Source organism: Bradyrhizobium sp. UFLA05-108 (genome assembly GCF_059803455.1).
In genome coordinates, this window is record NZ_JBANAZ010000005.1 from 25,397 (window position 1) to 39,989 (window position 14,593).

Here is a 14,593-nt window from a genome sequence, read left to right on the forward strand (position 1 = left end):
AGAACTTCTCTTGTTGCCGCGCATGGTCACGTGAGGCGACGCGCTTCTGCGCGGCAGGTTTGGCGATATCTGGTCAGCGCAATCATACTCCGCTCACGTTTGGGCTCATTCGCGCCGGGCGCGCGTGGATGTTGAAGTTGTGAAGCTCGCGGACGCGGCCCTTGCAACGCATAGGCCGCGTCCACCGCCTTGCCTCCGGCAGGGTCAGTCGTCCCGGCCATATCGGAGGATCCGTTCAATCCGGGATCGATGGAGAATTCCCATATCCCGCAGCATCCGGTCATCCTGTTCCGCCAAGGCAGCTACCGCCTTTTTGATCTCCCGCTCGCGACGCCACCTTGCCCATCTGCCGGCGACGGCGCGCCAGATCATGGTCGGCCAACCAAGATGGACCAACCGGTATCGGTCGACTTCGCCCGCAGAAGATGCGAAGGCACCGCTGGTGGATGTTGTCCAGGTTTCAAATGCGGTTTGATCGGCAGCGCCATCGCGCTTGACCAACGTGACCACGGCGCGCGCAGGAAACGAGCCAGGCGAAACAGATTTTCGTCGTTCGTTCCGGGCAGACATCTGTCGCTGCCGAGCATCAACCTCGTTGGCGATCGTCGCCACCGCCGTCGTTGCAACCCAATGCACCGAAGCGCCATAGAGCGCAAATCCTTCGATAAAAAACCCAAGCACCGACCGCCAGATAGCGTCGGCTCGGCCCATTGCGGGCCTCGTCGCCGGAAGCGATCTAGCTCCGATATCGGAAGGTTCCAGAATTTGCCCCGATCCTTCGGGTCGGGAGCCGCGTCTGTTGCGCGCGTCATTGCGCGGCGTTGGCAAAGAGCCAGATGCCGCCGGCAAAGAGGGGCCCCTGCGATCAAGCGAGGGGGTCAATGGAAGGAACTGGTGTTTCATCTTTGAATTCTCCGTCGACCAATACGGAGACTCTGATGGCTGCCCGTTACGCGATGATCAGCTGCACCGATAACTCGGCTACAACCGTAACCGCACTGCCACATTTCGATCTCGCTCAGAAGGGTTCGACCGGTAATGCGAACACATAACCTATCCCCCGCTCGGTCTGGATCACACGCGGTGCACTCGGATCAATCTCGAGCTTGCGCCGTAGACGCAACACCTGAACATCGATGCTTCGATCAAAGATGTCCTCGTGCATCCGGGTCGACTGCAATAGCTGCTCACGCGACAGCGGACGTTGCGGCGCTTCGAGGAACGCCAGCAGCAATGCATACTCGCCCTTGCTCAGCGCAACCGGCGTTCCCTTGGGGTCAAGCAGCCTGCGACCACGCCGCTCGAGTTGCCAACGGTCGAACCTGTATCCGCCCCGTTCCGGATTGTTAGCGCGTGCGAGGCGTCCCATCTCCTGCCGCCTCAGGACCGCACGGACGCGGGCCAACAATTCCCTGAGACTGAACGGCTTGATGATGTAGTCGTCTGCACCGAGTTCGAGGCCGACGATGCGGTCGATTTCGTCAGGGCGATGGCCAGTCGTGATGATGACCGGAACGTCCGAATGAGATCGGATCTCCCGCAACATGTCGAGCCCGTCGTCCTGGCCTAGCCGCAGATCCAGAATAATCAGGCTGGGTTCGGCTCCGGTCAGATAGCGATTGAGCTCGGTTCGATTTGAAGCGGGCTTCGTCGGGATATTGTGATCCTCCAGGTATCCGATCACCAATTGCCGCAACGAAGGATCATCATCAACAACAAGGATATGGCCAGCATCGGCAAGCATAAATTTGGTCTCTCAACTTTTCTTGTCAGACTGTGCCCCTGCAATTCGAACCTTCAGCAAATCCCTGCCCTCACGCCCGCTTCCCAACCGGACAGCGATCAAGCCGTATTATCTAGGACCTCCGAAAATGGGCGTCGCGTGCCCAGAACGCACTTTCTGCGGTACCAGCGCGCACAGTGCCCTCTCCCAGGTGGGCGCTAGGCGAATAGCCAAACCGCTTGCGGAATCTCCGCGCAAAATGCGCATAATCGCGGAAGCCGCAGGCGTAGGCGACCTCACTCAAAGGTTGATCAGCGCCCTTTAGCGCCCGGCGATGGAGAAGATAGGCGGCGTGGTCCAGGCGATGCGAATAGATGAATTCGCTGCATGTCGTCATGCGCTCGGTGAAAAGCTTCTGAAGGTAGCGCAGCGAAATTCCAACTTCACCGGCCAACTCGGCGGGGCCGAAATCCGGATCTGCAAGGCCATCCTTCATCGCCCCGCTGATGCGCGTGAACAGCTTGTCCGCGGAGCGTGAGAAGGGGCGCGGATCCGACGGCGCAAATAGCGCGCCGACCAGGTCGTAGACGGCGAACTGCATGTAGAGATCGGCGGACGATGACGCGGCTTCCATATCCGCGTCACGAATGAGGTCGAAGAGCAGACGGCTGGTGCGAGTTATCGGCCTGCTAACGACCCCTTGCGGCTCGAATCCCAAGTGAGAGCGCAGCGCTCTCCGCGGCAGCCGAAGCGTCAGCCACTCTGGGCTGCTGAAGCGCGAGAGATAAGTCACCGGCCGCGCCGCATCGACCAGTGCAACATCGCCTACCGCGAGTCGCGCCGCCTGATCGATCTGGCTCATTTCCGTCCTCCCGGCGACTTGAAACATTAAGAGGTAATGATCCGCGCCATCGCAGCGAACATCGCGGTAACTCCGCTCTACCCGGTGATCAGGGTAGCCTGGATCGGCGGACCCCCACCTGATCTTTACCGAGGTTGCCTCAAGCCCACACGCATTGAAGGGACGAATCAAACCGGCAAAGGCATTAGGCGTCGTGACCTCGACGTCGCGCCCGCAATTCGATCGAAGCAATGCTCGCCACGCGTCGAAATCCAAAACAGGCGCGCCGTCGAGATCGTCACTCTGAAGCATCATTGCCTCCGTCCGAGTTAAGGGCGGTATTTATGGCTTCTGGCAACATCTTGCTGCAGTGAACCGCATAAGGTCTCAGAGACGTGATGAATCGTGATCAGTTTGCCATATGCCGCATATGTTGCGCTTCCCTGTGGGAACGTCTCGTGAGGCATCGGGCAAGTGGGTCGGGTATTCACAGTCCGAAAGGCCGCGGTCATCCGCGGGGCGCGCCCGCGGAGACCTGAAGCCGGCAAAATGCGAAACGGCGACGATTGGGAGATGTTGTGTTACAGCCGTAACATCGTCGCCGTCCGACGTTGGATGCCTACTGGATGCTGACACGGCGGCGGCGCGTGACTACGGTCGCCGTGGCCTGCCGCGCGGCCGAATGTTTCGGCGCATTCACGAGCTCGCCAATGATCCGAAGAATCTCGGCGCGCGTGTTGATCCCGTTGAACTCGTCGGCCATCGAAGAAGCCTGCCTACGATAGGTCGGGGTATCGAGCACGGTTCGCACGGCGTGGCGCAGCGCGGCAGGCGTCGGCTCGTTGGTCGCGAGGTCGATCCCTACGCCGGACCATGCGACCCGCGCGTTCACGTCCGCCTTGTCTTCCGTCAACCCGGCGGTGACAAGCGGAATGCCAAAGCTCATCGCCTGGTTGACGCTGCCGTAGCCGCCATTGGTAACGAATGCGTCGACCTTGGGCAGTATCCATTCGAACGGCAGGTATTGGGCAAGGCGCGCGTTGGCCGGAATTGGACCCGGGATGGCGTCGACGGGGCGCCCGCCTGCGGTGGCAACGACGAGCAGGTCAGGCTCATCGGCGAGCGCCGCCAGCGTCGGCGCAACCAGCAGGCCGAAATTGTGATTGGCCAGCGTTCCCTGGGTTACCAGCACCACCCTACGCGAGCCGTCGAGCTCATGGGCCCAGGGTGGCAGCGGCGCCTGATCCGGAATGATTGGAGGCCTGCCGACGAAACGTACCGAGGCCGGAAAGTTACGTGGAAACTCGAAGCTCGGAACGGTGAGCTGCAGATAAGCATCGGCGAGTTCGACAACCGAATCGAACATGGGCATCGACAATGGCCCGACGCCCATGGCTTGCAGCAATCTGTTCAACCGATCGCCCACCGGCTGATAAAGGTGCTCGTCATGTTCACGATAGACTGCTGCGTAGTCGTCACGCTGCGCTCGCGTGGTTGCGGGCGGCAAGCCGGCAAAATTCGGCGCACCATCCTCGCGACGCCAATGCAAGAACGACGTGCCACACAGCGCAATCGGCGGCCGCATCGATCGCGGTCCGAGCAGCATGGGCAAGACCCCGAACATCATGTCGTCGCCGACGATGATTTCGGCCGGGAAGTCCTGCAGCAGCTGCTGCATGCCCTTGTGCTGGCCGGGAACGGCATCGACGAACACCCGCTCCATGGCGACGCGGAACCATTCCAACCCCGGCGGAATGGTCTTCAATTCAGGAGCCACCGTCGCGAAGTCACGCAGGTCGAAATCCGCGCCGGCCGGAAATGCGTAAAATCTCGCGCCGATGCGTTCGATGGGACTGCGCAGAGCACTCCCCGACAGAAAGGCAACCTCGTGGCCTTCGGCGATCAGGAAACGTCCGATCGCAAGCAGCGGATTGAGATGGCCGGTGGCGGGAGTCGAAGCAAGGAGGATTTTCATGTGATCTGTCACTCTCGTTGGTGAAACCCAGCCGCTGTTCGGGGCGTCCGAAGGGGCGGCTCATGCAAGACACAGGATGGCGCCTCGCAATTACCCCGCGACTTCAAGGACGTTCGACATGGTTACGGCTGCAATGCGGGATGGCTTTGGGAAGGCGCGCAACCGCGCGCTCGACATGACGGCCAGCAACAAAGCATGAGTTTGATATTCGAGAAGCCGGCGGCCCGCCGATTACTGCCGCAGCTCTAGCCACAGGCGGTGAGAAGCGTCTCACGGATGGCTTCCAGAAGGCCTGATATCGGCTCGTAACTCTGATGAACCATACGGAGCTGGCCGGCAAACGTGCTGACGCCGATCGTTTGTCGGTCGGCTGGAAGATTGGTCAACAGCGCCGGCCCCCAGACTGCCTTGAGCTTCAACGTCCCGTATTCAACCGCAAGCGGCAAAACACCGAGGTTCGAAATGACTGCGGAGCTTTGTGGCAGGGAAGCAAACAACGCCGCCACGCTCTCTTTGCCTGCGGTTGGCGCTATCTCGGCTGCGATCCACTGCAACATTCCGGCCACCGCCGCGGGTGAGCGCGCCGTCCGGAGGCGATCCACGATGTCACGAGCATCTTGCCAGAGCGACCTCCGCTCGGAGGTGGCAATCTCGACGATACCTGCGGTAATGAATACACCGCAACCGGTGGCTTCGCTTCTCATGATCCTGCCTAGGTCGACAGGACAGTGCAGCCTGATGACATTGGCGTCGGAAGCTGGAAGGTGGCGTGAGGCAGCCGCACAGATTGCGCCATGCACGGTCGTTCCGTTCGCCTTGCAGGATCGTAGAAGGCGGGCGGTCTCTTCCTTATCCCATTTCATGGTCGCCAAATTCGCCATGAACCTATCGGGGACCGGTGCGGCCTGAGCGCCAGCTTTCGACGAGGTTTCGGCGCGTGAGACGTCCTTTCCGACGAAGGTCAGACCAGGAGCAAAGCCCGCGATCATCTCTTCGACCGGAGGACACGGCGGCAAGACCCCGAGACTTTCGCCGGCGAGCGCGCGCAAGACGTCATGGAGGACACGCGTTGCGGACAAGGCATCCATTGCCGCATGGTGAAACGTCAGGACGATCGACGCACCGTCGGGTGCCCACAAGGCCATTGCTCGCATGAGCGGGCCTCGAGCAGCATCGAATGGCACATTCAGCTCCATTTCCACGACGGCGCGCCAGGCTAGAGCTGCCGCGACCGGAGCCGTGTGGAGCTCGATTGGATTGTCGACGCGATGGAAGGCTGGTCCTGTTTCGGTATCGTCGACGATGCAGACTCTGAGCGCGGAATGCCGCCTGCGAACCTGGTCCAGCGCCGCTGCGAGCCGGGCTGAATCCAACGCTCCGTCGATCTCGGCGACGAGGCAAAAATGCACGGGAAAGGCAAGCGAGTAAAGATGGAAGAATCTCTCGCTGCACCCGAGCGCGCGGGTTGGAACGGATTCTCGTCCCTCCGCCACCAGTCCAAGTGGTTTGCTGCCCGCGACCGTTTCGCCGCCTGCCGTCACCACGTCAGCAACCGTGGCAGATGATGAGCTTGCGATCGATGGCTGCGTCTTCGTCAGTGAGGCGCTCGAGCTCACCGGGACTCTGCGACGGCACATCGCGCACTCGCGGTTGGCGGTGCCCGACCGGCGCCCGACCGATCAACCGGGTGTCTTGCGTCAGTGACGAGGGTGCGGTCGCAGCGGTGGAGAATCCGGCGGGTGATCTCGCAATTCCCACCGTCTGCGCGATGGCCCCGCGACTGCCGAGTAAGGCCAGCACTGCCACAGTCTTGATTAGGTTTCGCATGTTCACCTCTCCCGAAATATGCGTGCGTCGCCATTTGTGACGCGGCCGACGTGTGTCTTGAGGTGCTCACCTTCCGACGGTGAGATTACGAACGCATGTTGCGGGCGGCGCGAAACGACTACAGCCGTAATCTGCCCGCGAGAGGGAAAGGCCGTCTCTGAGAGGGATCGATCGAGCACCATGACAGTGCCGAGCGCCTGCATCACTTGGCCTGCATCACTTAAATGAGAGACCGCTCACACTTGCTGACGATAGATTTCTCTTGATCTCCCGGTGCACACGTCGTGCACACGCCACCTTCTAACTATTTGAAACCCTTCAACTCTCGATCCAATCCATCATAGGCCAATTTGATCTAGCTCAGACAAGGAAGATCGGGAGTGATCAACTGTGGTCCGCTTTGCGCCAAGAACGGCCCTCCCGGCTAAGTCGCAGCTTGCCCCATACAGGAACTCAGCCTGAAGATCAGAAGCGAGGTGAAGAGAACTCGACGGCCGGCACAGCTAATTGCGGAGCCATGTTCAATGCTCGAAGCAGAAAGTGATTTGCTGAGCTATTCTTGTCGGGTCGTAGGAGTACGCAATGTCGAAAGCAATTGCTGTCCTGGGCTCCGCTCTGTTCTTCGTCATTGCGCCGTTGGTGCTGGCAGGCTTCGTCCCGTGGTGGGTCACACAGTGGGAATTTCGGCCAGCTTTTTTCGGCGTCGATCTAACCCGCATCCTCGGCGGTATATTGATCATCGTCGGAGTGCCCGGACTTGTGGATTCATTTGCCCGTTTTGCGCTGGAGGGGCTTGGGACGCCCGCCCCGATCGCGCCGACACAAAAGCTCGTAGTGACTGGCCTTTATCGCTACGTGCGAAATCCGATCTACATCGCGGTCGTCGCAGTCATTTTTGGTCAGGCCCTTTTGTTTGGTGATGGACATCTCCTTTGGTACGGCGCGCTACTCTGGCTGTTTTTTCATCTCTTTGTGGTGATGTACGAAGAACCGACGCTCAAGCAAACATTCGGCACGGAGTACGAGAGCTTTCGGACTAATGTGCCGCGCTGGATTCCGCGATTGACGCCATGGCGAGGCGCATGAAGGAATCCCTGCAAGCGGCTCGATGCCGGCTGCAACAAGCAGTGCGAGACGGCGAAGCGTAGCAAGCCCGCCTAGCGGCCTCGCCCCGTGACTGCCTGGCTGAGTGGCCCTTCTGCGACATCCGCGGGACGGGTCCAGATTTCGACCGCCTTTTTCCCACAGGGTTTGGTCCCACGCCGTCGGCAGGTCTTTCAACACGTGGCGCTTGGATTTTGCCCCGGGCACAGAATGAGGGCCAATCGCGGCCTCCCAACGCGAGGCCGGCGATTTCGACGCCACAGCGCCCTCCTCTAGCGGCGGGTCGAGCTCCACGGCCGGTTCGATGCGACTCTGGCAAATGGCGATCCGACACTCCTGGTGATCGGTAATGCGGCGCTTCGGATGCTTTAGCAGCGTGCCGGTTGCATGGTCCACCGATGTGGTCCAAAGTAGCTCACCTAGACCGTCGGCTGCCACAAAAAGCGAAGATCGATCAATAGATTATCGCGAACCTGGAGTCTGGCTGGGAATCCAAATTCACCAGCCATCGAAATTCGTCAATTTACTCATGGATCGCGCATAACCCGGCACCCCGCTGTGGCAATTTGCTTTAGAGTTGCGATGTCGCTGGGGGTGATCAATGCTTTATCGGCGCTATGTCCGCGGCACGTTCGCCGCCGCAGTCTTTCTGGGCTCCTTCGCCATATCGCGTGCGGAATTCAATCCCGCATCCGTCTATCAGGAGACTTCGGAGGTCTCCGCGCGCTATCCCGATGCGGAGGTGCACTACACCACGCCGGCCTTTGCGCCCGGAAAGCAGGATTTCACCTCGCATCGCGAGTTGATGGCCTTCCTGGAGGCGCTCGCGGCCAGGTCGCCGACCATGCGGATGGAGATGGGCGCCCGCTCCCAGCAAGGACGCGTGCTCCCCGTTCTGTTCTTCTCCCGCGATCAGAACGCGCTAGGCAATGGAGCGAAGCCGGTGGTTCTCATCATCGGCCAGCAGCACGGCAATGAACCTGCCGGCGGTGAAGCGGCCCTGGTTCTGGCGCAGCGCCTCGGCGCTGGCGATCTCGCCGATCTCCTCGCTGCGATCGACGTCATCATGGTCCCGCGTGCCAATCCGGATGGCGCTGAAGCGTTTGTCCGCGGACTGGCGAACGGCATGGATCCCAACCGGGATCATACGCTGCTGCGAACCCCGGAAATCCAGACGATCGGCGCTCTGTTCAACCAATTCCATCCGCAACTCGTGCTGGATTGCCATGAATTCACCGTGGGCGGCCGCTGGATCGAGAAAGTCGGCGGCGTCCAGCGCATCGACGCGATGATCCAATACGCCACGGTCCCCAATCTTCCGCCGAGCCTGGAGAAGGCCGAATCCCAGCTATTCCTTCCGGCGATCTTGCAGGCCTTCGATACGCATGGTCTGACGCATGACTGGTATCACACGACCGACGGCAGTCGTCCCGACGCACCCGTCGCGATGGGCGGGATCGGACCGGATACCGGACGCAACGTCGCCGGCTTGCGCAATGCCGTCAGTTTCCTGCTGGAAACCCGCGGCGTGGGGCTCGGGCGCGCGCATCTGGCGCGCCGGGTCGAGACGCATGTCGTTGCGGCCGAAGCCATCCTGCAACTCGCGGCCAGGGATCCCGGCGCATTCATGCAGTTGTCGAAGCAGGCTTCAATCGAGGCGACCACGTCCGACAAGCCCCTCGTGGTCGTCGCGCATGGACATCCCGAATCGCGTGAGATGGTGTTCGTCGACCCCAAGACCGGTGCGGATAAACCCGTTACGGTCACGTGGGTCTCGGCGCTGAAGATCGACCCGGCGCTGACTCGCCCCCGACCAGCCGGCTATCTCATCAGCCGTGATGACACCCAGGCCATCGACGCGATCAAGCGGGCTGGCCTGACCTTTCAGCTCGTTTCGAATGCTGCGGTGGTCCCAGGCGAACACTATCGGGTCACCGACGTTACTTCGGGAGTGAAGGAAGATGTGCGCGGCGACGACACAGGTGCCGGAGCGATCATCAAGGGAACTTATGCGCTGGAGAAGGCCGATATCGTGTTGACGCCGAACGATGTCTTCATTCCATTCAATCAGCCCTTATCGGGCCTTGCCGTCGCACTGCTGGAGCCTGAAAGCGACGCCGGCCTGGTCGCCAACAAGTTTATTCCAGCTACCAACGGACAAGTCCTGTCGATTTCGCGACTCGATCGTGCGCCGTAACGCATTCAGGTCCTTCGCGGTGCGCCGGTCGGCGAGCGCGTCCACGAAGCGTGCGCGGACATATGTTTGGGGGACGGCAGCCCTCGTGTTCGCAGTCTTCTCGCAAGCGGGCTCTGCCGGAGTGCCGACGGTCACGGGCGCCGACATCCCGCAGTTCGGGATCTACGAGGCCAGGGTCCTCGCCGCCGACAAATCAGCGGGACCGCCGAGCGGAACGATCGATCGCGTCGCCTGGCAATTCACGTTGAGCACCACGACGGTGCCGGCGCGCAAGGGCATTCGCTTCGGCTATGAATATCGCCTCACCGGCAAACCGGATGGAGCGCTGGTGCCGGTCAGGAGCATCACAATCTTCCCATCCGGCGGTGTGCGCAGCCCGCGCACAGGCGAGGTCTTCTCGCGCGGCGATGTCACCGAGCGCTGGGCTATCGGCAGCACCGTGCTGCACGGCTACAGCCTCGACGAGGATTGGGAAGCCGTTCCCGGCACCTGGGTCCTGCAGACCTGGGTGGGCGAGCAGAAAGTCGCAGAGATGGAGTTCACGCTGACGGCGCCATGATGCCAGGCGATGGCATTACGCGACTAGCCGCCCCTGCCCCCACTTCCTCGCAGACTTTCGGCGTGCCCAGCACCTGCAGGAGAGCGGCAAGGTTTGGACACCCCAACGGACGGCGCAACCTGTGATAGCGTGGTTAACGGGTGCGAATGCGCGCACCGCCTGTGGAGTCCTTGGCGGTTCCGACGAAACCCTTTCCCTGAACCCACGAAACACGCCTGAAACAGACCGCCCACTATGCTGGTCGTCAAAATCATACAGGGACGGCCACCATGCAATTCTTCCTCGAGCTGATCTGGGACTACTCCTGCGGCCAATACCTCGTCGCCCTTCCTACGCGGGAGGACGAGCTATGATCGAGCTGATCTCCGCCGTCCTCGCCCTCTGCAGCATCGGCGTTTTTGCAGCGCACGCGTTCGACGCCTATCGTACGTCGCACTATTGAGACGGGGCGCGCCAATTTGGGCATGATCTTTTCGGAAAACCGCTCCGCACTTTTCCGGATCAAGCCTAACGCGCCCCCTCCCCATCGATCTGCCGCCCCATCAGCGCGATCGCCTTCTGGTAGACCCCGGCGGCATTCCAGGCTTCAATCGCCGCAAAGTTCGGCTCGCCGGGCTGGTAGCCGGCTCCCGCGCGCCAGCCATGCGCCCTTAGGAAATTCGCGGTCGAACTCAACGCGTTGGCGGCATTGTCGAGATTGCCGGTACCATAGGCCAGGATGTTCTTGGGCATGAACTGGGTCTGGCCGACCTCGCCATGCATCGAGCCGCGCTGGCCGGGCGACATCGAGCCACGATCAATCAGCTTCAGAGCAGCATAGAGCTGGTCGGTAAAGAACTCCGGCCGGCGGCAGTCATAGGCGAGGGTCGCTATCGAGGACAGCATGTTCTGGTTGCCGCGCTGGCTGCCGAAGCCCGTCTCCATCCCCCAGATTGCGATCAGCGGCCCCGGTGGCACGCCGTAGCGCTGCTGGATCGAGGCAAACAAGGCAGCCTGCGACTGCTTGAGCGAGCGCCCACGCGCCACGATGGTCGAGGCACCGCGCTTGGCCATGAATTGGTCGAGGGAGAGCGAAAAACTGTGCTGGCTGCGATCGGCCGCAATGGTCGCGCTGGCATAATTGGTCTGCATCAACGCGCCGATGCCGGTCGCGCCGATGCCCTTGCCACGGGCCTCTTCGCCGAACGCACGCTTCCAGCCTTCGAAGCCGCCGGGCCCGTTGCCACACTGCGCGGCGCCGGCTGCCCCGAGTTGTGCGAACAGTGCGATCGCGCCGAGCGCGGCCGTTGCAATGATGCTGCCCCTGTTCATTTTCATTCCTCTGTTCGGGGCATCCGCCCTGCTCGCAACCAACCGACGGCCGGCATTCGCCTGCCTTCACGGCATGATCCTACGCCAGCTCCGATCGCTCAAGCCCCACCGCGCGCAAACAACGCTCGGTGCGACGCTTGACATTGGCGAGGTCATCCGCCGAGCAGAAAGTCCACCATGATGCTCTGGTGCTGTTGATACATGTCGGCGCCCGTCGCCGTGACACAGCCGATCTTTCGCGCGGCGGCGATGAAGGGCGAGACCTCCGGCTTGGTGATGACACAGCCGCAATAGGTTGACGACGCCAGTTTTGCGACGTCGACCGGCAGCGGGTCGCCTTCCCTCATGCCGGCCGGCGTGGCGTTGGCCACGAAGTCGTAGCCGGCGGGATCGATCGACCCGGCCGACGCACGACCTTTGCCGAGCTTGTTCAACTGCTCGATCAGCACATCGCGGCGCTCCGTCGCCGCATCGTGAATGGCGATCTCGCGAACGCGGGCCTCGACCAGTTCGAGTGCAATGGCCGAGCCGGCACCGCCCGCCCCGACCAGCAGCGCGCGCATCCCCTCAGGCTCTATCCCCTTCGCACGCGCCGCACCGACGAAGCCGAGCCCGTCCACCATGTCGCCATGCCAGGCGCCATCCGCGCGGCGGCGCATCAAGTTCACGGTACGCAGGAAATGCGCGCGGTCGGTGGCGCTGGCGCTGGCCTGGTAGCAAGCGAACTTATGCGGGATGGTTGCGACGATGCCGTCGAGATTCTTCAGCCGCCTCGCCACCGCGAGGAAATCGGGCAGATCGGCTGGCGCGACCTGGATGGGGACGAGGATGCCGTCATGACCACGTGCGGCGAAGGCGGCGGTGAGCCCTGCGGGCGAGCGCACCTGGGCGATGGGATCGCCGACGATGACATAGAGCCGCGTCGCGCCGCTGAGCGTCGGTGACATGTCGCTCAAGCCGGCACCGGAGAGCTGCCGATCTCGGCAGCGGTCGCATAGGTCAATTCCAGCCCCTCAAGATTGCCCTCCTTGCGCCACTTCTCGAGCAGCCGCAGGAACGCCACCGGCCCGCGCCAATACTGGCTGTTGCGCGCGGCGATCGGATCGAACACGCCTTCGTTGTTGTAATAGCCGGGTGTGCATTCGGCGAGATAGGTCTGCCGGCCGATCGCGGCCTTGACGACCTCCTCGACCCAGGCGTTTTCGGCGGCGAGCGTCGGCTCCAGCGTTCTCGCGCCGCGCTTGCGCGCCTGGTTGATCACGTAGGCGATGTGGCGCGACTGCTCGTCGATGATGTGCGGGAAGTTGGCGCTCTGGCCGGCCTGCACCGTCATGATCAGGAAGCAGTTGGGGAAATCCCGGCTGTAAAAGCCGTGCATCGTCTTCACGCCTTCGCGCCAGCGCTCAGTCAGGCTGAGGCCGCCGCGGCCATAGAGTTCAAACCCCATGCGGCGGGCATAATCGGTGCCGACTTCGAAACCGCTGGCGTAGATCAGGCAGTCCAGCTCAAAGGCCTTGCCGTCGACGATGACGGCGTTTTCCGTGATCCGCTCGACGCCGTGGCCCTCGGTATCGACCAGATGCACGTTGGGGCGATTGAAGGTGTCGAGATATTCGTCGTGGAAGCACGGCCGCTTGCAAAACGCCTTGTACCAGGGCTTCAGCGCTTCGGCGGCCGCGGGGTTTTTCACCACGGCATCGACGCGGGCGCGGATCTCCTGCATCTTCCGGTAGTCGGCCTGCTCGATCACCTTGAGCGCCTGCTCGAGCGAGATCACCGGCTCCGGCTGACGACGCGGTGCGAGCAGGATTTCGCCGAGCAGACCGGTCCAGCCGTCCTGCACCAGATCCTCCTCAAACGGCTCGCCGGAGATGACAGCGGTAAAATTGTCCATCCGCTCGCGCTGCCAGCCGGGCTTCAGGCTCTTCGCCCAGGCATCATCCGTCGGCCGATCGTCGCGCACGCCGATCGCCGATGGCGTGCGCTGGAAGACGTAGAGCTCCTTTGCCGCGCGGCCGAGGTGCGGCACGCATTGCACGGCGGTCGCGCCGGTGCCGATGATGCCGACGCGCTTGTCGGCCAGTCCCATGAGCCCGCCTTCCGCGGTGCCGCCGGTGTAAGCGTAGTCCCATCGGCTGGTATGAAAACTGTGGCCTTTGAACATTTCGATGCCGGGAATGCCCGGCAGCTTTGGCCGGCTTAGCGGACCGCCGGCGAGAATGACGAAGCGCGCACGGATCCTGTCGCCGCGGTCGGTCTCGACCAGCCAGCGGGCCTCCTCCTCCCGCCATTCCATCCGCGAGATGACGGTCTGAAACAACGCGCGCTCATAAAGACCGAAATGACGGCCGATTCGGCGCGAGTGCTCATAGATCTCCGGCGCGCGCGCATATTTGCGCACCGGCATGTAGCCGGTCTCTTCCAGCAACGGCAGATAGATGTAGCTTTCGGTATCGCAGGCAGCCCCCGGATAGCGATTCCAGTACCAGGTGCCACCGAAATCAGCGGCCTTTTCCACGATACGGAAATCGTCGACGCCGGCCTCACGTAAGCGCGCGCCGCACAACAGGCCACCGAAGCCGCCACCGACAACGACGACCTCCGTCTCCTCGCTGATCGCCTGTCGCGTAAAGCCGGGTTCGGCCCAGGGGTCGTCGAGATAGTGGGCGAATTCGCCGGTCACCTCGACATATTGCGCCTTGCCCTCGGCGTGCAAACGCCGGTCGCGCTCGTCGCGATAGCGCGCCCGGAGCGTCGCGATGTCGATGTTGGATGCACCGGCTGTGCCGGTCTTGTGATTGTCCAATGACATCGATGCTTCCTCCGGGGCGGACGTTGCTCTTCCGACAACTCACGCCAGTTAGCCCACAAAGGCCGGGATGCGCAACGCGGGCGCGCTTTTGGGCGGCTAAGGGACCATCGATCCCGTTCGAGGATGTCGTGCTGTCGTATCCCGATGTGCCGCAGCCGCCCTCGTCGCGACGCGTACCGATCCCGGAAGGCAATCATCGATTGACAAAATGTCGCCAGATGGAAAACATGATCGGCGCCGGCGG

Annotated in this window: 12 protein-coding genes; 3 read left to right on the plus strand and 9 right to left on the minus strand. The window is 62.1% G+C overall.

What is annotated here, in order from left to right:
* Positions 1-204 precede the first annotated feature (204 nt).
* The 6 genes from SO140_RS05135 to SO140_RS05160 form a co-directional block, all read right to left on the minus strand.
* The gene (locus SO140_RS05135; RefSeq protein WP_449378782.1) at positions 205-711 is read right to left on the minus strand and encodes a hypothetical protein; all 507 of its coding nucleotides are present in this window, start codon (positions 709-711) and stop codon (positions 205-207) included.
* Between the two features lie 307 nt (positions 712-1,018).
* Positions 1,019-1,744: a response regulator gene (locus SO140_RS05140; RefSeq protein WP_449378783.1), complete on the minus strand. Its 726-nt coding sequence runs from the start codon at positions 1,742-1,744 to the stop codon at positions 1,019-1,021.
* A gap of 112 nt (positions 1,745-1,856) precedes the next feature.
* Positions 1,857-2,876, minus strand: a complete 1,020-nt coding sequence (locus SO140_RS05145; protein WP_474797058.1) for a helix-turn-helix domain-containing protein — start codon at positions 2,874-2,876, stop codon at positions 1,857-1,859.
* Between the two features lie 307 nt (positions 2,877-3,183).
* Entirely contained in the window at positions 3,184-4,539 is a 1,356-nt protein-coding gene (locus SO140_RS05150; protein ID WP_449378785.1) for a glycosyltransferase, read from the minus strand.
* A gap of 245 nt (positions 4,540-4,784) precedes the next feature.
* The gene (locus SO140_RS05155; RefSeq protein WP_449378786.1) at positions 4,785-6,176 is read right to left on the minus strand and encodes a condensation domain-containing protein; all 1,392 of its coding nucleotides are present in this window, start codon (positions 6,174-6,176) and stop codon (positions 4,785-4,787) included.
* Entirely contained in the window at positions 6,085-6,366 is a 282-nt protein-coding gene (locus SO140_RS05160; protein WP_474797057.1) for a hypothetical protein, read from the minus strand. The genes SO140_RS05155 and SO140_RS05160 overlap by 92 nt, the downstream gene beginning before the upstream one ends.
* 582 nt (positions 6,367-6,948) lie before the next feature.
* Here SO140_RS05160 and SO140_RS05165 point away from each other — a divergent pair.
* From SO140_RS05165 to SO140_RS05175, 3 genes are all read left to right on the plus strand, one after another.
* Positions 6,949-7,452 (plus strand): methyltransferase family protein, encoded by a 504-nt coding sequence (locus SO140_RS05165; protein WP_449378787.1) that lies wholly within the window; start codon positions 6,949-6,951, stop codon positions 7,450-7,452.
* A gap of 619 nt (positions 7,453-8,071) precedes the next feature.
* Entirely contained in the window at positions 8,072-9,667 is a 1,596-nt protein-coding gene (locus SO140_RS05170) for a M14 family metallopeptidase (RefSeq protein WP_449378788.1), read from the plus strand.
* Between the two features lie 85 nt (positions 9,668-9,752).
* Positions 9,753-10,226, plus strand: a complete 474-nt coding sequence (locus tag SO140_RS05175) for a DUF3859 domain-containing protein (protein WP_449378789.1) — start codon at positions 9,753-9,755, stop codon at positions 10,224-10,226.
* Between the two features lie 507 nt (positions 10,227-10,733).
* Here the strand turns inward: SO140_RS05175 and SO140_RS05180 are convergent.
* The 3 genes from SO140_RS05180 to SO140_RS05190 form a co-directional block, all read right to left on the minus strand.
* Positions 10,734-11,537: a lytic murein transglycosylase gene (locus SO140_RS05180; RefSeq protein ID WP_449378790.1), complete on the minus strand. Its 804-nt coding sequence runs from the start codon at positions 11,535-11,537 to the stop codon at positions 10,734-10,736.
* Between the two features lie 152 nt (positions 11,538-11,689).
* On the minus strand, positions 11,690-12,484 hold the full coding sequence (locus SO140_RS05185) for a shikimate dehydrogenase family protein (RefSeq protein ID WP_449378791.1): 795 nt from the start codon (positions 12,482-12,484) through the stop codon (positions 11,690-11,692).
* Positions 12,485-12,489: 5 nt separating this feature from the next.
* Complete coding sequence (locus SO140_RS05190; protein WP_449378792.1) at positions 12,490-14,349, minus strand: flavin-containing monooxygenase; 1,860 nt, start codon at positions 14,347-14,349, stop codon at positions 12,490-12,492.
* Between the last annotated feature and the right edge of the window lie 244 nt (positions 14,350-14,593).